This is a genomic window from Shimia sp. W99 (genome assembly GCF_053851455.3).
This window is the reverse complement of record NZ_JBSQBU020000001.1, coordinates 2,701,142-2,720,868: the sequence shown is the minus strand read 5'-3', so window position 1 is coordinate 2,720,868 and position 19,727 is coordinate 2,701,142. Positions and strand designations below refer to the sequence as shown.

Genomic DNA, 19,727 nt, shown 5'->3' with positions numbered 1-19,727 from the left:
GTTAATGTGGCGCGGGAATGTGGTTATCCAATGGCCGAAACGGGGAAATCCGCGTTTTGTGAACCGCTTTGCGCCCCCAGCGACACCATGGCCAGCACATGCCCGCCGGCGCTTCCGACCCTGCCTGACAGGCGGCTGCCTGCCCGGATGGGACCGACGGTGCGCAGGAATACGGCGGTAAAGGTGTCCTGTCCGGGATCCAGAAACACCTGCACGGCATCGAACCCGAAAAGCAGGCGGGTCAACGGGAACTGGGCCTTGTAGAGGGCCTCCTTGGCGCAGAAAATCTTGCGCGCAAGCATGTAACGCGACATTGCGGGCTGTGTCTCAAGCCATGCGCGTTCCCCTGAAACACAGATTTGCGGCACGAGATCTTCGGGCAGGGGGGCATCCGGCTCGACGTCCACGCCAAGCGCTCGAAACCTGTCTGTCCGGGAGACCAGGGCGATACAGCTCGTGGCGTCATGGCTGATGGATCCGGTCAGCCCGGCGGGCCATTGCGGCGCACGGTTCTGACCGCCGGGCAACGCGCGGGGCGTGACCCCGATCATTCCCATGGCGCGCCGCGCGGCATGGCGCCCGGCCGCGAACTCGCGCCGCCGGGCCGGAACAGCGCGGGCAATCGCCGGGGCCTCTTCGGGCCAGACCGGGTAGGCGGGCAGGGTCGGATCGGCAACCGCGATCCCAACACCCTCCGGCGCCCATGAAGTGCCGCGTTCGATCAGTTGGTTCAGGTGGTTGTTGTTCAGGATCATTTCGCACCTGCCCGGCGCCGTGCCCGCATGGCGCGCCGTTTCGACATGGCCTCGGCACGATCGGTGGCGCGTTCCGCCACTTCCTCGGCCGGAGCAGTTTCAGGGGTTCCGGTCGGGCGGGCACCGCCGGTCAGCTCTTCGAGACGTCCGACAAGCGCACCCAGAACCGGGAAGCGGAAGATGTCGGTGATGGTCAGCCTGTCAACGCCGACTTGCGCCTTGATCTCGCGATGTGCCTGCACCGCCAACAGCGAATGCCCGCCGAGATCAAAGAAATTGTCGGTTGCCGAAACCTGTCCCACACCCAGCACATGCGCCCAGACATCCGCCACCACCTGTGCGAGATCGCTGTTGGTGTCGGTGGCGACGACAACCGGGGCTGCCTTGGGTTCAGGCACCGACAGCTTGCGCGTTGCCTCGGGCGCGGGCAGCGCCTTGCGATCCACCTTCTTATTGGGCGTCAACGGGAAGCTTTCAAGCGTGACATAGTGCTGAGGCCGCATGAACTCGGGCAGGGTTGTGCGCAGCGTGGCACGGATATCCGCGTCAGCCGGCACGGACGACCCGCGCAGATAGGCCACAAGCCGCACGTCGCCCGGCGTGTCCTCGCGAGCGATCACCACCGCCTGTTCGATGCCGGTCATCTCTTCCAGCCGGGTTTCGATCTCGCCCAGCTCGATCCGATAACCGCGCAGCTTGACCTGATGGTCGGCGCGCCCAAGGAAGTCGAGCTTGCCATCCGCGCGCCAGCGCACGAGATCCCCGGTCCGGTAAAGCCGCCCTTCACCGAACGGGTTGGCGACGAACCTGTCGGCGGTCATTTCTTCGCGCTGCCAATAGCCGCGCGTGACGCCCGCCCCCCCGATATAGAGTTCGCCCGGAACCCCGATCGGAACGGGGCGTCCGGACTCGTCCAGAACATACGCTTGCGTATTGGAGATGGGTGTGCCGATATTGGCGACCCCCTCGGACGCATCGGTCAAAGCCGAGGTGGACCAGATCGTCGTTTCGGTCGGCCCGTACATGTTCTGCACCTCGGCCCGCGTGGCGGCGCTCAGGTCGGAGACCAGCGCGCCCGAAAGCGCCTCGCCCCCGATCATCAGGTGTTTCACGCCGCCAAGGGCAAAACGGGCTTCGTCGTTCATGGCGATCATGCGCGCCATGGACGGGGTGCATTGCATGTGGCTGACCGCGTGTCGCAGCATCTGCGCCGCGATCGAGGTGTCGGAGGGGTCCAGCTCGCCGCCCTCGTTGGCGCGTTTGAGCACCTCGGCCAGCGGGCGCAGCCCCTGCAACACATCTGCCGGTGCAATGCCATAGTCGATCAGGCAGGCAATCTCGGTCACACCGATGCGCTTGACCTGCTCCACCCGGTCGAGCGCGTCCTCGACCGTGCCAAAAAGACCGCTGTCTTCGAAATAGCGCAGGAAGGCAAAGTCGAGAATTTCCTCGAGTTCCTCTGGAGACAGGATGCCAAGGTCGAGCTCAAAAGCGTTGTCCACGCCCTTGGGCCGTTTGAAAGCCGGGAAGGCCCAGGCGTAGGACTTGATGAGCCCGGCAGCACTGCGCAGGTAATCCTTCATCGGCTCGCGGGCAATCTCGCGCGCGGTGTCGCGATCCTCGGCCAAAAAGCTGTGCAGCATCAGCGTGACGGTGAAGTCATCCGGGTTGTGCCCGACCTCGCGCAGCGCGTCGTGATACAGCGCGATCTTGGCGCCCACTTCCTCAACGCTCTGGCCCAACAGGTGGGTGAGCACATTGCAGCCGCGCCGCCCGGCGTCTTTCCACGTTTCCGGGTTGCCCGCGGTTGTCACCCAGACAGGCAGTTCCTTGGAAACGGGGCGCGGTTGGGTCAGCACGGAATGAAGGCTGCCATCCTTGCGGGCAAATTCCACCTCTTCCCCGCGCCAGAGTTTGCGCAGGTCTTCCAGTTGTTCGAACATCACGTCGCGGTTGCGGGGCGGTGTGTTTTCCGGGCGCAGCACGAAATCGTCCGGCTGCCAGCCTGCGGCAATCGCCAGCCCCGCGCGCCCGTCGGTCAGGTTGTCGATCACGGCCCATTCCTCGGCCACGCGCGCGGTATGGTGCAGCGGCGTCACGCAAGACCCGGCGCGCACGCCGATCTGTTTGGTGACGGCGGCCACGGCGGCACCGGTCACGGCTGGGTTGGGGTAGGGGCCACCAAAGGCGTGGAAATGGCGTTCGGGCGTCCAGACGGCACAGAACCCGTGCGCGTCGGCAAATTTTGCGCCTTCCAGCAGGGTTTCGTATTTTTTCGAACCCACGCCGTCGTCATTGCCCCAGTAGTAGATCGAAAACTCCATTCCCCCTGCGGCGGCGGGCAGGCGACCATTGGAAATCTGCGTCGATGTCTCATCGCCGGACAACACCAGCTTGAATCCCCGCGCCAGCGTCCAGAACAGTTCGAGCACCGAGATGTCAAAGCTGAGCGAGGTGACGGCCAGCCACGTATCGCCCTGACCGTGAGGGATACGTGCATCCATCCCGGCAAAGAAATTGGCCACGTTGCCATGTTCGACCATCACGCCCTTCGGGGTGCCGGTCGAGCCAGATGTGTAAATCAGATAGGCCAGATCACTGCCTGCGCTCACCAAATCGGGATTTGCATCCGGCGCCGTGTTCAGGCGCATATCCGTATCAAGTTCCAGCAACTGTGCCTGATGCGGTGGCAGATCTGCGGCCCGCGCCGCTTGCGTTACGATCACACCACAGCCCGAGTCGGCAATGTAATGCGCCAGCCGGTCCTGCGGATAGGCCGGGTCCAGCGGCACATAGGCCCCACCCGCCTTGAGGATTGCCAGCGCGCCGACCACGAGGTCGGGCGACCGCCGCGCGCAAAGCCCCACGAGCGAGCCGCGCGTCACGCCCATGTCGCGCAGAACATGCGCGGCACGGTTGGCGCGCGCGTTCAGGTCGGCGTAGCTCAGGATGTCATGCTCGAACACCAGCGCCGGGGCGTCGGGCGTCTTGGCCACCTGCGCCTCGAACTGGGCCTGCATGGTGAAGTCGGGATCAATGTCGGTCTGGGTCGCGTTCCAGCTTTCCAGAACCTCGGCGCGTTCGGCGTCGGGCAGGATTGGCAGGTCTTTGCCCGCAACATCGTCAGCCATCGCGCCCGCCAGCAGTTCCAGCCGCGCGACGAGCCGCGCGGCATGTTCGCAAGGCACGCGCGCTGCATCATAGTGCAGGGTTGCCGACTCGTCCGCCAGAACAAAGGACAGGGCCGCACCTTCAAGCGGACCATGCCCGGTGTCAAAACAGATCGCCAGATCGGGCATCGCGGGCGCGTCCAGCTTCGGATCGCGTGCGATCAGGTCACGGGCAAAGCTGCCATTCCTGTCGCAGATTTCGGCTTCGGTACGGATCGCGGCACGGGCCGCATCCACCTCATCGAGCAACAGCCCAGCGTCCATGCGCAGCGGCCCCCAGTCGTTCAGGTACCCGGCGGAATGGGGCGCGTCGGCGCCGCGATAGGCGATATCACAGGTTTCAGGCGCGCCGGAGCGCAGCGCCCATAGCACCAGCGCGGCCAAACCATCCGCGCCCTTGAGATCGACCGGCAAACGGCGAATGTCGGGCAAATCGCCCGCCGCACCAATCAGCGGCAGCGTCGCGGGCACGAAGCCTTCGAGCCGCTTGCGCCAGAAGGGTTCGGATTTCGCCGCCTGTCCCATGGTCTGCGCCAGCGCTTCGGCGGCGGCGCGATCTGCCATCGGCAGGCGTTCACCCATGCGCAGGATATGGGCGGGTTGCACCGCCGTGCCATTCTGATCGCTCAACCCCGACAGCACGACAGCGCTCCGGCCACAGGCCACGGTTACATTGTCGTCGGACACGGCCAGCACTGCGCCCGGCTCCCCGCGCCCGGCGCTTTCGGCCAGCTCGGCCGCGCGGACCAACAATACCCGCCCCCCGGCGACAACCTTGGGGGCGGTGATCGGGTTGAAATAGTCGCCGTGATCCAGCGCCCGCACCAGTGCGACCAGTTCCTGCGCATCGCGACGGAAATCAAGCCGCCCGGCGCAATCCGGCATATGCGCGCGTCCGAAATAGCTGCGCTGGCTCATGTCTTGCGCGCGCCGCGCCGGCAGCCCGTCGGCCAGCGCCTGCACCACCTCGGGAAAGCTGTCGATGGCGGCGGCATAGCATTTCGTGTTCAGTGCGAGGGCCGTGTCGGTCTGGCTGATGTCGAACATGCGCTGCACGAGAATGTCGCCCGTGTCGGCGCCGGGTTCGATCATGTGCCAGGTGATGCCGTGGCGCGGTTCCTGCGCGATGCGCGCCCAGACCGGCGCATTCAGCCCCGCATAGCGCGGCAACGGCCCGTCGTGAAAGTTCACCGCACCCCGCGCAGGCAGGCGCAATACCGCCTCGGGCAGCATGTCGAGATTGGCCACCGACAACAGCCAGTCGAACCGCAGCCCCCCAAGTTCCGCAACGAGGTCGGCATCCGACGAGATCACAGGCAATCCGGCATCCTGGGCCCAGTCCGCGATCTCGGGAGAACGGGTCACGATGGCGGCAATCCCGCCGCCGGTATCCCGCCAGAGGGTCGCGCATTGAATCAGAAGGCTTTCGTTGCCGATGAAAACGGCAGACATCGGGGCATTTGCGGAAATCGTATCAAGGCTCATGGCATCTCTCCCCCGCGTGCGGGATCAGGTAAAAGGGCAAAAGTGGGTATTTGGTTACGTTCGCGCGGTAGGTGTTTGAGAGAGAACTTGCAGTAGTGCACGATCAGGTCCCACAGGAACCTGTCGGGATCACGATGGGGTTTCCCGCCGATCAGGCGGCGCAGCCGCCAGATGAGGCCGCCGGCAACATGGGCCAGCGTTGCGGCCCCGGCATAGAGCCCGCCATGGTTGCGCCGGAAATAGTAGAGGCGGCTGTCGAACCAGTAGCGGGGCATCCGGGTCCATGTTTTCATGCCCGTCGAAACCGACCCGATATGTGTCACCTCGCTGGCGCGCACATAATCGGTGCACCACCCGGCACGCGCAGCGCGCAGGCAAAGGTCGGTTTCTTCGAAATAGAGGAAAAATGTTTCGTCAAAGGCGCCCACCTGCTCGAGCACCTTGCTCCGGATCATCATCGACGCACCTGCCAGCCAGTCGACCCGCGTCGTGACAGACGGGATCGGCAGGGGAACGATATGCTTTTCCAACATCTTGCTCACCGCGCCCACACGCGCCGCGCCTTCAAGCTCGCCCCAGATCGACGGAAAACGAAAGGCGGTCAGATGCGGATCACCGTCGGGGCCATGGATATAGCTCCCGGCGAGCCCGGTTTCCGGGGTGTGGCACATGTGATCCAGAAGGGTTCGAATGCTGCCCGAGTCGGGAAAGGCGTCCGAGTTGAGGATATAGACGAAGTCGAAAATACGCGTGGCGAACCCGTGCCGTATGCCAAAATTGTTGCCCGCGCCAAAGCCGCCGTTATGCCCGGACCGGATCACCTCGATCCGCTCGGTCGGCCATCCGCGCCGGATGATTTCGGCCCGGATGGTTTCGAAAGACCCATCGCCGCTATCGTTGTCGACAACCACGATCTGCCCGTCGATCCCGTCCATTTCGCGCAAGGCAGCCTCGGCCGATTGAAGCGTCATCTCTGGCGTCTTGTAGTTCAGGATGATGGTCAGCAGCGACGGGTTCCTCATTCGGCGGCCTCCCGTCTCGTGTCCGATGGTATGCTCGTGTCCGATGGCATGGCTTTTTCGGCCTCGGCGATCACCTTTTTCATGCGTGCCGCGAGCAGGCGCACATTGGGTTCGAGAACCATGCTGTCATGGTCGCCCGGCACCTCGAACACGCGCACGTCCGGCACGTATTGGCCCCAGTCATTGTCATGGAACACATAGGCGCGGTCCTGATCGACAAGGCGGCCATTGCCCATGTCCCACTTGCCGGACAGCGGCGGGCGGAACAGCACGAGATTGCCGCCCCAACCATGCATTTGATAACGCGCAACGGCCTGCAGGAAGGCGGACTCGATCTCGGCATCATGGAATTGCTGCCCCGTCGCCTCTGCGTCGGTTTCCTGTGGCGCGCGGCGTTTCCCGATCTCCCAGGCGATCCGGTTCCTTGCCCAGATCAGCGGATAGGCGGCGCCCTTGGCCCGGAGTTCCTGCATCTGGATCTTCATCCGGTCTGCGCGGGACAACGGGCGGCGCACCGGCAACGGTGTGTCGAGCATGGCCACCAGCGAAACGGTTTCGCCATCCGCCTCGAGCTGGCGCGCGATTTCATAGGCGGTGATGCCGCCGCCCGAGAAGCCACCCAGAAGATAGGGGCCGTGTGGCTGCACCTGCCGCATCTCGGCAATGTAGTCTGTTGCCGCCTGCACAAGGGTTTCATGCGGGGCCTCGTCACCGAACAGCCCGCGCGCCTGAAGCCCATAGAACGGACGGTCGGTGCCGATCAGATGGGCGAGGTGACGCAGGTTCAGAACGTTCCCGAACATACCCGCCACAAGGAAGAACGGCGTTTTCGGACCGCCTTCGCCCTGATGCATCGGGACGAGATGGGTAAACCGGCGGGCAGGCGCCGCCTCGGGCGCGGGCGCGCCGTCGTCGGCGCCTTGAGCGTCTGGCCCAAGCCGTTCTGCGATCATCGCGGCGCATTTTTCCACCGTGGGGGCTTCGAACAGGATCGAGATCGGGAATTCGATCCGATAGGCTTTCTTGACCATGGCAAACAGGCGTACCGCGATCAGAGAGTGCCCGCCAAGGTCGAAGAAACTGTCACGGATGCCCACCTTGTCGACGCCAAGGAGATCCTGCCAGAACCCGGCCAGCGTGCGTTCGATGTCATTTGTTGGTTCGACGTAATCCGTGTCCAGCTCGGGCCGCTCAAATGCCTGCCCGTCGCCGCCTTCTTCGCGCATGCCCGCCGCAGCCTGTGCGATCAACGCGGGCAGGTCGAGGGACGAGATCACGACCTGCGCCATCGGCGCTGCGAGCGCGGCTTCGAACATCTCGGCTCCCTGTTCGGGCGGAATGCCCTGCGTCAGGTTATAGGCCAGCCGCTCCTCTGCCGGAGACAGCGGCGCCAGGGCCGTGTCTGCGGCGTCAAACGCGACCTCTCCCTTGCGCAGGGGCTGTGCACGGGCAAATCCGGCAGCGGTTTCCACCCGGCGAATGGACAGACCTCTGACTTCGCAGCATACGGTTCCGTCTGGTTCTGCAAGGGTGACGTCAAAACTCGCCATGCCCGTGTCACCATCGCCCGAGGACAGGCGCACATGGCTGACGATTTCGGACGGCAACGGGGCCAACAGGCGCAGCGCACCATAGCCGATCGGCACCCACAAATGACTTGGCGTGTATCCGGGAATGAGCGCCATCGCCCAGCCAGTCGCGATGTCCAGAAGGCTGGGATGCACCTGGCACCCATCCCCGGCAAAGGCCGGATCAAGCGACAGGCTCGCAAACCCTTCGCCCGCGCCAAGCGCCATATCGCGCAGGACTTTCCAGCGCGGGCCGAAGTCGAGATGCGCCTCTTGTGGTGTGCTCAGCGCCAGGCCCGCACCCGATTGCCGTTCTGGGCAGCGGTCAAGGATCACGTCCGTGTCCAGCTTGCCTGGCTTGGCGTTCCGCACCGGAACAAGCCGCGCTTCGGCATGGGTCCGCCACCCCTTGCGCCCCTCGAACAGACAGGCAGTCTGGACCTCGAACCGGTAGCCCTCGTCGCTGCGCAACAGCCGCACCCGCAGCTCGGATTCGCCGTTGTCTGAAACCTGCAATGGACGCAGGAACAGAAGGTCGCGAATTTCGAAGGGATCGTTTTCCCCCTGCGCGGTCAGCGCCTCGAAGGCCAGTTCGATATACCCCGTGCCGGGCATGACGGCCTGCCCGTCCTTGGTGCGATGCTCATCCAGCACCCAGCGGGTCGTGTCATAGCGCGCGGTGAAGATTCGCGCGCCGGTCTTGTCAAACCCGGCGGCATCGAGCAACGGCGCGTGGATCGGTTGGACCGGCATGTCCGGCACCTCTCCGCTGCGCGCGGCGACCGCTTCGGCGGCCATGCCGACCTCGGCCCAGAGGCCCCAGTTGACCGCGCGCACGCGGGTCTTGTCGCCCACACGGGACTGCGCATAGGCGTTCAGATAGGCGTTGGCCGCGACATAGTCGATCTGTCCGGCGGGGGCAGTCGCGGTGGACGAAGAGGCGAACAGCGCCAGCCAGTCCAGCGCGCCGTCCGGGAACAGGGTTTCCAGCACCTGAACCCCGTGCAGCTTCGGCGCCAGCACGTCGTCGATCCCGGCAGAGGTCTTGGCCAGAAGCGGGCCATCGTCGATCACCCCGGCGGCATGGATCACGCCGGTAATCTCTCCGAACGCGGCCTTGGCTGCGCTCACCGCCTCGTTCATCTCGTCGATATTGCAGACATCCGCTGCGAGGCACAGCACCTTGCCACCAAGGGATTCAAGCCGCTCCACGGCGCGGATGCGCCGCGCGGTACGATCCATCGGCCCGTGGCCGTCCAGATAGCGTTCCCAGTCGTCGCGCTCGGGCAACCCTTCACGCGACAGCAGCACGATATTGGCCCCCGCCGCGCGAATGGCGCGCTCGGCCAGTGTCAGGCCGATGCCGCCAAACCCACCGGTAATCAGATAAGTGCCACCCGGCAACCATACGGGGGCATCCGAGCCTTCCAGCGCCACCTTGCGATAGCTGCGCTCGAACCGTTTCTCGCCGCGCAGTGCGCCGATCAGGTCGCGCGGCGGCGCCATCAGGTCTTCCAACAGCCGCAGGGCCAGCGCATCGCGCCCCTTGCGGTCGGGTGGAGTGACGTCCAGCAGGGCGCAGGTCACGCCCGGCAATTCGCGCGGGATCACCTGCACGGCCCCCAGCACGGTTGACTTCTCCGGGTAGGGCAGCGCCTCACCACGCACCTGCACGGCACCGGAACAGATGGTGGTGACATGCAAGGGGCGGGGCAGGTTTTCGTCGCTGATGGCCTGCGCCAGGAAGAACAGGCTCATCAGGCCCTGTTCCTGGTTGCGGTGGAAAAAGCTTGATCCGGGGCGGTGGGTCTCGGTCTCGGTGAGCAGCCACATATGCACGACCCGATCCGGCACACGGCCCCGGCCCATCAGGTCCTGCACAAGCGCGTCATATCCATCACGACCGCGCTCGGGGGCCAGAACATAGCTGTCCGGGCCGGTCTGGGCAAAGGCATCCCCGGCGGTGACGGTGACGACATCGTGTCCGGCGCCCTGCAGCCGCGCGGCCAGCGCCGCTCCGGTCCCGCCTTGATCGGCAAAGATCAGCCACGCGTGTTTCGGCGCGCTGCCAAGCTCGGTCTCGACGTCGATTTCGCATTCCGCCAACGCCGGTTTCCAGGCGGGGGCATAGGTCCAGTCCGCGCGGTCCTCGAGCCGCATCAGGATGTCATCCGGCGCGTCGATCTGTGCCTTGCCCGGTTCGATGAAATAGCGCGACCGCTGGAACGCATAAGACGGCAGAACCACCTTCTGCCGTGGGACACCGCCCCAGTATTGTTCAAAATCCACCGTGACGCCGCAGGCCCAGAGCTGACCCAGAACGGTCAGGAAATAGGCGTCGTCGGCGATCTCGTCCTCGGGGTGGCGCAACGACGACAGCACCTTGTCCGGCTTGACGCTCCCGTGCATTTTTACCAGCGAAGACAGGGCTTTGCCCGGACCGACTTCAAGATACACCCGCGCGCTATTCTGCGCCAGCGTGGTGATGTCGTCGGCAAATAGCACCGTGTTGCGCAGGTGCTGTACCCAGTAGTCCGGGTCCGTCGCCTCGCTTTCGAGCAAGGCCGCGCCGGTGCGGTTCGAGATGATCGGCAGGCGCGGCGCATGAAGCGGGATCGACCGCAGGTAGGCCCCAAAGCGCTCAAGGATCGGGTCCAGCATCCGCGAATGGGCGGCGATGTTGATCGGCACCCGCTGGGTTTCGACCTCTTCGGCGGCCAGCCGCTCGGCCAGCGCGGCAAGCGCTGCATCGGGGCCGGAGATGACCGTCAGGGTAGGGGCATTCACCGACGCGATGTCACAATCTTCGCTAAGATGGGGCTGGACCTCGGCCAATGGCAGCGGCACCGAAAGCATGCCGCCCGGCGGCACCGTGTCAAAAAGCTGCCCGCGTAGCTGAACCAGCCCAAGACAGTCTTCGAAGGACATGACCCCGGCGACACAGGCGGCGGTGTTCTCGCCCATGGAATGCCCGACCAGCGCGCCGGGTTTCACACCCCAGCCGATCCACAGCTGCGCCAGCGCATATTCCACCATCATGATCAGAGGCAGTTGCAAGGACGGGCGCCGGAGCCGCTCCTCAGCCTTGTGCGAGGCTTCCTCGCCCTCGGCCAGCCACAGAGCGCGGAGGTCTTCGCCCCCCTTGCCCGCCAGCACGTCGAACCCGCGATCCATCCATTCCTGGAACACCGGCTCGGTTTCGTAAAGGTCGCGCCCCATGCCGACATATTGCGCCCCGCCGCCGGGGAACATGAACACCATTTCAGGCGAGTCTATATCGGCGGCATGGGTGAACACGCGGCGCGGATTGCCGCTTTCCAACAGGTTGGCGGCCTCTTCGTGGCTCTCGGCCACCACCACCCGGCGTTTCTCGAACGCGCGCCGACCATTCAGGAGCGTATGGGCGACGTCCTCCAACGGCTGTTCGGGATGGGCACGCAGATGTTGGGCAAGGCGCGATGCATTTGCATCCAGCGCCTTGTTGGACCGGCCCGAGACCACGAGCAGTTGGAATGGCCAGTCTGATTGTTCTGATGCAGGGCGAGCAGGGGCCTCTTCGACCACCACATGTGCATTGGTGCCACCTACCCCCAACGAGTTCACCCCGGCGCGCCGCGGTCCCTTTGTCGGGGTCCAGTCGGTCAGGGTGTCATTCACCCGGAAGGGACTGTTTTCAAAATCAATCGCCGGGTTGGGCGCCTCGTAGCCCAGCGACGGGGGCATCTGCTTGTGATGCAGCGCCAGCGATGTCTTGATCAGGCTCGCCGCCCCGGCAGCCGTATCGAGATGCCCGATATTGGTCTTCACCGATCCGATCCGGCAGAAACCGGTGTCTTTGGTGGTTTCGCGGAACGCCTCGGTCAGCGCGGCGACCTCGATCGGGTCGCCTAGATAGGTGCCGGTGCCGTGGCATTCCACGTAATCCACCGTGTCCGCCGGCACATCGGCAATCGCCAGCGCATCGGCCACCGCCGCTGCCTGTCCGTCCACCGATGGCGCGAGATACCCGGCCTTGGCCGAGCCGTCATTGTTGACCGCCGATCCCTTGATCACCGCCCAGATGTGATCGCCATCAGCGATGGCGTCTTTCAAACGCCGCAACACCACGACGCCAGCCCCCGAGCCAAAAACCGTGCCTTGGGCGCGGTGGTCAAAAGCGTGGCAATGGCCGTCCGGCGACAGGATCTCGCCGTCTTCGAACACGTAACCGCGCCCATGCGGCAACTCGATCGTCACGCCCCCGGCAAGCGCCATGTCGCATTCTCCGTTCAGGATCGCTTGGGTGGCGTAATGCACTGCGACCAGCGAGGTGGAACAGGCGGTTTGCAGGCCGAGCGAAGGCCCCTTGAGATCAAGGATATGGCTCAACCGCGTGGACAGGAAATCCTTGTCGTTCCCGGTGTGGCGCAACAGGAACATACCGGTCGAGTCGACCAGATCGCGGTTCGAACAGATGTTGAAATAGAAATAGCTGCCCATGCCGCAGCCCGCGAAAACCCCAATCGGCCCGTCGAAATGTTCCGGCATATGCCCGGCGTTTTCCAGCGCCTCCCAGCTCACCTCGAGAAACTGGCGGTGCTGCGGGTCCATGATCGCAGCTTCCTTTGGTGACAGGCCAAAAAAATCGGCATCGAATTCGGCAAACCCGTCCAGCATCGCGGCGGCGGGCACGTAGTTGCGGTGCTTCATGCGGGCCGGGCTTTCGCCATTCGCTTCAAGCTCGGCTTCGCTCAGCCGTGTGATCGACTCGATTCCGTCGCGTAGGTTTTGCCAATAAGTCTCGATCCCCGGCGCACCGGGAAGGTGGGCCGCCATGCCCACAATGGCAATATCCGTCTCGTTTATGTCACCGACCACGTCACTCAACGCTCACAACCTGTTGTCAAAACTGCGCCACAATTGCTCCGGCGTGCCGCACCGGGAAATATTCTTGATCTCGAAGATACGCCCCGAAACGCCCGTTACAAAGGTCAAATCAGGGCAAATTGAGGGCGGTTAGCCCCTGAATTGCGCTGAAGTTGAGCCAAAGCGACAGGGCTGCAATCCCGACCCCCAAGGCCCAGAAAAGCGCGTCGTGGCGCGAATCCCACGCCCCGTGGCGCCGCGCCAGCCAGACAACCACGGGATAGGCGAGCACCATCGCGGCCCCCTGTCCCAGCAGCGCGCCGGTTAGGCCCCACTGGCTTGCTCCGAACAGCAACCCGGCCATCATCAGCCCGGCGCGGGTTGCAGCCAACACGAAGAACCCGCGTGAGTCCCCGGCTGCAAGGGCCGCATTGTCATAGGTCAGCGCGATCAGTTGCGGGATCTGCATCAGCGCCAAAAGCACAACGACGCCCCCGGCCAGTTCATAGCGCGGATCATAAAGCACCAGCACCAGCCACACCCCCAGCATGGCAAACCCGAACAAGAGCGCAAACAATCCGCCCGAAAGCATCATCCGCATCCGGTGCAGGTTGGCGACATTGGCCGCGCTCTCGGACGGGGGTTTTTCACGATAGATCGGGATCATGATCCGACGCACCACCATGCCGCCCAGCAAGAGCGGGAATGAGGCGAGGAAATAGCCGATATTATAGACCCCCAACGCCCCGAGGCTGAGGAATTTCCCAAGCACGATCTTGTCCCCTTGGCTCAGCAGGAACCCGGCGGCGGTCGACAGGAAAATCCATTTGCCGAAATGGATCAACTCATGTGCCGCCTTCGGTTCCCAACGGGGTTTGTTCAGCGCTCCCGGAAGGAAAATGCTGTAGAAAATCAACTGCATGAGGTTGGTGACAACCGCGCTTGCGACAAGCGCCCACACCGACCCGGTGCTCCAGGCGACAAGCACGCCAGCCCCAAGCCCGATGGTTTGCGCGACAAGGTCGATGGCCGTCAGCCGCCCCAGTACCAGCCTGCGATTGGCGCTGTCGCGCTTGGTCGGGAACAGGCCCATGATGAACAGCGTGAGCCCCACCACCGGAAGCAGTTCACGCAGCTCGGGCGCGTCATAGAAGGCCGCCACCGGTGCAGCAAGCGCCCATGTCGCCGCCCAGAGGATCAGCCCGCGCAACACCTGCACTGTCCATGCGGTATCAAGGAAATCCTTCTCCTCGCCGCGCTTGGATTGCAGGATGGATTGCGCCACCCCCATGTCCGAGAAATTCGACAGACCTTGCAGGAAGACCCAGACAAGGCTCATCAGGCCAAAGGCTTCGGGAAACAGCAGCCGGGTCAGGATCAGGTTCGACGCCAGCCGCAATGCCTGTGAGCCGCCATAGCCCAGCACGGTCAGCGCCGAGGACCGCATCGCGCGGGCGGCGAGGCTCTCGCCACGGGTCAGGGTACGCAACCGGCTCATCTGCCCCGCTCCCAACCGGCACCCTTGCCCGGTGTCAGTTTCACGATCAAAGCCACCCCGGCATAGACGGCAAAGCCGAACGGATCGGTAAGCGCCAGCCCGAGAAGGCCGCGCAGCCCAAGCGAAGGCTTGTCGTCGTTTTTCAGCAGGGCGGGATGGTCGCTTTCGATTTCCGCAACCCCGGCATTCTGCCGCCGCCGCACGCGCACGAGGTTGCCAAACCCCTCGACCAGCGGCCAGTCATAGCCCGCTGCCACGCCGATGCGTTCGCCCGGCGCAAAGCTCAGCCGCACGAAGGTATCGTCGGAAATGATGGCCGGAAAGTTGTCCCAGCGCCTGCGCCCCGCCGCGTTCACCGCGAACAGCCCCGCACCGGGAACGCCATGGGTCACGAACGGCACCCGCGTATAGATGCGCGCATAGGCGCGGGTTGCCCATGTGCGCGCCTTGGCCAGCCGCAGCCGCCCGCTGGCATAGCGCGGCGCGTCGGTATCAAGCGCCCTGGCGATCTGTCCAAACAGCGCCTGGTCCACCAGAACGTCCGCATCCAGATAGGCCCGCATCCCGTATGCCGCCGCGGCGTCACCTGCGTTCAGCGCGCCCATTTTGCCCATCGCGGGCAGGTCCAGCACCTCAAGCTGCCACCCCCGCGCGTCCGCCGCGTCCAAAAACGCCTGCGCCATGGTCACGGTTTCGTCGTTGCAGCCATTGGCGACAACGATCACCTGAGCACGCGCGGGACCGTCCGACGCGAACACCGCCTCAAGACACGCGCCAATATGCGCGCCTTCGTTGTTGGCTGGTATGATGATGCTGATCACGGCTGCTCTGCCCTGCTTGTTTTATGTGCAAAACCTAGCATTGGCAGGAGTCCGTCGTCATGGGAAAACTGCGCCAGCGCGTGTCCCTGTGTCACAAAAGCCCTTCAAGAGGCAGCGCCACATCCGGTTCCGCGTCGAAAACCACGGTCTCGATTTCGGTCAAAAGGTATTCGCCCGTGATCCCCAGCGCCCGGATGCGCCCCAGAAACCGGTCAAACGCATAATCCAGCCGCTCACCCGGTAGGATCACGGTGTCTTCGCCTGCGCCGCCATGCAAAAGGTCTCCCGGCCCCTGCGCCACAAGCGTGTCGTTGCCCGCTCCGGCGATCAGAACGTCCCGTTTCCGGGTTCCGGCAAGGCGGTCGTCGCCATCCGTCCCGGTGAACACGCCGCCATGCAGAAACACACCTTTGGCGCGGTCCGCGCCCCAATGCTGGCCACGCTGATTATAGGCCATCAACGCGTCATGGCGCGGGGTCTTGTCCCAGAGGTGGCGCAGATGCCCCCAACTGCCCCACTTGCTGGGCTGTCCCACGTCGGTAAAAGCATTGAACGCCTGACCGCCCAGCCCGGCCCAGGCCGGAAGCAACTCGCGGTAAATCGCGCCCAATTCCTCGCTGGTGCTGAAGGCAATGAAATAGTCGGTCAAGGCGCGGTTATTGGCCCACTCCAGTACGCCGGACACGTGGCTGCCGCCCTCGTACATCACCAGCGCCAGCCGGTTTTCGCGGGCCACCCGCGCCTGATAGGGCAGGGCCTTGGTCAGGATATGGTTGAAGCTGCCTTTGCGCAGTGCTGCCGCTGTCTTGGCGTGAACGCCGTCGTAACGGTGTTCATCGACATAGGCGTCCAGCGCAGTCCGTTTCAGCCCGCGGGCCTCCCCACCTGCGCGCGCCTTGGCCTCGGCCTCTTCCAGCCAGCCGATCACCTTGGGCGCCCCTTCGTCCATGCCCAGTTCAACCCCGAAATACCCCGTGACGGCATAGGCATCAAAAAACGTCACCGGTGCCGGATTGCCTTCTTCCTGCCAAAGCGGGGCCTGCAACAGCCCCTTCTCCAACCCCGGCCAATCCGTATGTGTTGCTGCAACGCGCACCAGCCGTGCGTCGGTTTCGGCGCCGAACACTTCGCCCCAGATGTGCCCCATCTCACCCGCTTTCATACCGGCAAACTGCATCCACGCATCGTCGGCGGCATTCGCGCCCCAGCGCGCCTCGGCCCGTGCGAGCGCCCATTGCGCCTGTCGAAAACCCCAGTTCCACAATTCATTTGAGTATTCGACATACGCCTTGAGCCCCGGATCGAGGTTGTCGCGCACATAGGCGGCAAAGCGTTTGTTGTAATCTTCATCCGCCAGATGCGGCATGCAGAACCACGGATCGGCACCGATCTCGTTGGCCAGCCGCACCATGATCTCGATCGGCACCCCGCGCCAGCCCCATGTGAAATCGCTCATCAGGGGGCGGTCGGCCCATGTTTCCACGGTCGAGCCGTTGGTCTTCATCCAGTTCATGAAGCGCACCAACCGCAGGTTGTCGACCACGGCCAGCCAGTCGGGGTTGAACACCGCCCCGGCCTCGTAAAGCGGGATGTGATCCTCGGCCACGACCACGATGTCATGGATATAGTCACCGACCCGCTCCGGGTCTGTCATCTCGATGCGCAGGCCCACGGGCCCGTCGCCGGGCGTGTAGTCGAACCAGATTTCGCCGGGCTGTTGCCGCACCACCCGGGCGCGTCCGGTGACACGCAGCTCTCCTGCGCCCTGCCACGTCACGCGATACATCCCCGCCAGCCCGGTCGCGGCTTCGGGCTGATCCGTCAGGATCAGCGCCTCGATCGTTTCAATATCCTCGGGAATGCCCCAGACCCAGCCCTCTTCGTCCATCAAGCCGCGATCCAGCAGGTCGTCGGTCGACACACCTCCCCATTGCCCCGGCAAATGCCCAACCCAGGGCCGCGCCGTCTTGAAACGGTCGATGAACGGATGCTGCGTGGACCAGTCGGAAATGCCGCTCAACCCCATCGCTAGCGCAGGATCGTCAAGGCCAAGACCGGACTCGCTGCGCTGGTCCGGGCGCAGGGCCGGGGTCGGGAAGGCCGTACCCGGCTCGGAGGCCGCAGCGGTGACCGCAGGCGGCACCACCACCTTGCGCCCGCTGGCCTCGGAGCGGTTCAGGACAAGTCGGTGTATCTCGTCACGCAGCGCGCCGTATTTACCCCGCACCGTTGCGTCGATCGTCTCGGGCAGGTTCAGCGCTTGCGGCAATGGTGCGTCATACAAACCGACATAGGTGATCGCCCCGGCGAGGAAATAAAGCGTTGCCGTGCCATGCGGCGCGTCATCGGAATAGAGCGCCTCGGCCGGAATGCCATCAAGCACACCACCATTCAGCAACGCAGCTAGCGTGCTTGCCACCGGGATCAGGTCAATCTGTACGCCCGGACGCTCGGCCCGCATCATCGACAGGAAGTCTCCATACCAATCGTGATACTCCCCCGCATTATAGCGATAATACTTGCGCAATTGCCGATTGGAGGGCGGAAAGGACCGCCCATATCCCCCCATGTCAGCCCAGCCCTCATAGATCACGAACCGATCCGGTGCGGCCTCGGCCCTGGCCCGGTCGATCACCGTCAACATGGCCGACAGCGGCGAAGACCCGTCGTCATTCTTGCCGTCATAGGGTTTGTCCGGTGCCTGGTACTGGATGAAGTTCGCCGAGTTGATCATGATCACGTCCCAGCCGACATCCCCGAAATTCCGGTACTGGCGCGTCCACGCGCGTGGCACTTCCTTGAACCGCCAATTGGCCTTGGCACGCTCCGACCCGGCAAAATCGCGCAGGAACCCCCATTGTCCATCCAGCGCAAAATCGTTGCCCGCCGCCGCCGCGATCCTGGCGATCCAATGTGGCGCCGTGGTTTCGTCACTATCGGTCAGGTGGTGGATCAGGCTGTTGCCGTAGACATAGACCTTGAGCGTCTCGGCCCGTGCCGCCCCACTCAAGGCAAGGCACATCGCCAGAATGCCGCCAATCAATCGCATGTTCTCTCCCCGCTGCAGGCTTGTCCAACTATGTGGCGATTCCGCCGGGTGTTCCAAGGGTTGCGTTGAAATCACAGCACTTCCTGGCCCAAGCGGGTGACAATCTGTCGGATTTCGCCGCCCGTGCCAAAAAACTACGTATTCTTACCGCCTTGTTCGAGGGCCTTCCCAGCGGGCAGTCTGAGGGCCGGAGGACAAGCGCGCTAACGGGAGAGGGCACGATGATCGGTACGGCAGATTCTGCAACCAAGGGCTTTGACACAGAGCGGCTAGAGCGTATCCGCGTCTGGATGGATGCGTTGGTCGCGGATCGCAAATATGCGGGCAATTCGCTGTTGATTGCGCGCGATGGAGATGTGGTGTTCGACTATGCAACCGGACTGCGCGATCTCGACACCGGTCTGCCGTTCGAACGCGATACCGCGGCGCGGATCTACTCCATGACCAAGCCGATCACCACCGTCGCGCTGATGATGCTGGCCGAACGCGGCTTGTTCCACCTTGACGCGCCGGTATCCGATTTCATCCCTGCCTTTGCCGACTGTCAGGCCCTGATCCCCGGCGCTACCACGATGGATCAGACCGAACCCTGCGCCACCCCGACCCTGCACCATCTGGCCACCCATACCAGCGGGCTGAGCTATCCGTTCAACCCGGGTCTCCTGTCACAAGCGATGGATGCCGAAGACATGCTGTTCAAACCCGATCAGGGGTCGCTTGCGGCGATGGTGGACAAGGTGGCGGCATTGCCGCTGGCCTTTCATCCGGGCACGCGCTGGGAATATTCGGTGGGCATCGACATTCTGGGCCGCGTGATCGAAGTGGTGTCGGGCAAGTCGCTGGATGCTTTCTTCCGCGAAGAAATCCTTGATCCGCTTGGCATGTCCGAGACTGGCTTTTCCGTCATGCCGGGCACCCAAGACCGTTTTGCCGCGCTTTACACTCCGTTGGCCGGGGACGCGTTCGATCTCAACTCCGCTGAAACCGGCGGCGACACGTTGCGCCTGACCGATGCGCCCGGCAATTCGCCTTTCCTGCATGCCGATATGTACTCCGGCGGCGGCGGGTTGGTCGGCACCATCGACGACTATTTGCGCTTTACCGAGATGCTGCGCCGGGGCGGTGCCTTGGGTGATGTACGCCTCTTAGGGCCGCGCACCGTAGGTTTCATGACCCGCAATCACCTTCCGGGCGACATCGCGTCAATGGGGCCGGAGAGCTTTGCCGAACAGCCTATGGAGGGCATGGGCTTTGGCCTTGGCGGCTCGGTTGTGCTGGACCCAGGTCGCGCGCGCTGTCCAGGCTCCGTTGGGGATTTCAGCTGGGGCGGCATGGCCTCGACCTTCTTCTGGTTTGACCCGGTCGAAGCGCTCTCGGTCGTGTTCTTCACCCAGCTTTCGCCCTCAAGCTCTTATCCCACGCGCCCGCAGCTCAAGGCGCTGGTGCATGCCGCCTTGGCAGGATGATTTCGTGATCCGCTGATTCTGCCCTAGGCTGCCTCTTGCGCAACAGGA

The 19,727-nt window shown here is 64.0% G+C and carries 8 protein-coding genes; 1 reads left to right on the top strand and 7 read right to left on the bottom strand.

The features are described from left to right. Positions 1–23: 23 nt before the first annotated feature. The 7 genes from ACS3QZ_RS13310 to ACS3QZ_RS13280 all read right to left on the bottom strand — a co-directional run bounded on the left by ACS3QZ_RS13310 (position 24) and on the right by ACS3QZ_RS13280 (position 18,213). Positions 24–755, bottom strand: coding sequence for a 4'-phosphopantetheinyl transferase family protein (locus ACS3QZ_RS13310; protein ID WP_456038270.1), 732 nt, complete (start codon positions 753–755; stop codon positions 24–26). Then, positions 752–5,410, bottom strand: coding sequence for a MupA/Atu3671 family FMN-dependent luciferase-like monooxygenase (locus ACS3QZ_RS13305; protein WP_456038269.1), 4,659 nt, complete (start codon positions 5,408–5,410; stop codon positions 752–754). The genes ACS3QZ_RS13310 and ACS3QZ_RS13305 overlap by 4 nt, the downstream gene beginning before the upstream one ends. Next, positions 5,407–6,432 (bottom strand): glycosyltransferase family 2 protein, encoded by a 1,026-nt coding sequence (locus tag ACS3QZ_RS13300; RefSeq protein ID WP_456038268.1) that lies wholly within the window; start codon positions 6,430–6,432, stop codon positions 5,407–5,409. Before ACS3QZ_RS13300 ends, ACS3QZ_RS13305 begins: the two co-directional genes overlap by 4 nt. Further along, on the bottom strand, positions 6,429–12,857 hold the full coding sequence (locus ACS3QZ_RS13295; protein ID WP_456039341.1) for a type I polyketide synthase: 6,429 nt from the start codon (positions 12,855–12,857) through the stop codon (positions 6,429–6,431). Before ACS3QZ_RS13295 ends, ACS3QZ_RS13300 begins: the two co-directional genes overlap by 4 nt. Before the next feature lie 118 nt (positions 12,858–12,975). Next, complete coding sequence (locus tag ACS3QZ_RS13290) at positions 12,976–14,343, bottom strand: oligosaccharide flippase family protein (protein ID WP_456038267.1); 1,368 nt, start codon at positions 14,341–14,343, stop codon at positions 12,976–12,978. Next, positions 14,340–15,164: a glycosyltransferase family 2 protein gene (locus tag ACS3QZ_RS13285; RefSeq protein ID WP_456038266.1), complete on the bottom strand. Its 825-nt coding sequence runs from the start codon at positions 15,162–15,164 to the stop codon at positions 14,340–14,342. The genes ACS3QZ_RS13290 and ACS3QZ_RS13285 overlap by 4 nt, the downstream gene beginning before the upstream one ends. Before the next feature lie 91 nt (positions 15,165–15,255). Further along, positions 15,256–18,213 (bottom strand): calcium-binding protein, encoded by a 2,958-nt coding sequence (locus tag ACS3QZ_RS13280; protein ID WP_456038265.1) that lies wholly within the window; start codon positions 18,211–18,213, stop codon positions 15,256–15,258. 221 nt (positions 18,214–18,434) lie between these two features. Between ACS3QZ_RS13280 and ACS3QZ_RS13275 the strand changes: the two genes are divergently transcribed. Then, complete coding sequence (locus ACS3QZ_RS13275; protein WP_456038264.1) at positions 18,435–19,679, top strand: serine hydrolase domain-containing protein; 1,245 nt, start codon at positions 18,435–18,437, stop codon at positions 19,677–19,679. The last annotated feature ends 48 nt before the right edge of the window (positions 19,680–19,727 follow it).

Coding starts and splice junctions, on each gene's coding strand:
- ACS3QZ_RS13290 (WP_456038267.1), bottom strand. CDS start 14,343: ATGAGCCGGTTGCGTACCCTGACCCGTGGCGAGAGCCTCGCCGCCCGC.
- ACS3QZ_RS13280 (WP_456038265.1), bottom strand. CDS start 18,213: ATGCGATTGATTGGCGGCATTCTGGCGATGTGCCTTGCCTTGAGTGGG.
- ACS3QZ_RS13305 (WP_456038269.1), bottom strand. CDS start 5,410: ATGAGCCTTGATACGATTTCCGCAAATGCCCCGATGTCTGCCGTTTTC.
- ACS3QZ_RS13275 (WP_456038264.1), top strand. CDS start 18,435: ATGATCGGTACGGCAGATTCTGCAACCAAGGGCTTTGACACAGAGCGG.
- ACS3QZ_RS13310 (WP_456038270.1), bottom strand. CDS start 755: ATGATCCTGAACAACAACCACCTGAACCAACTGATCGAACGCGGCACT.
- ACS3QZ_RS13300 (WP_456038268.1), bottom strand. CDS start 6,432: ATGAGGAACCCGTCGCTGCTGACCATCATCCTGAACTACAAGACGCCA.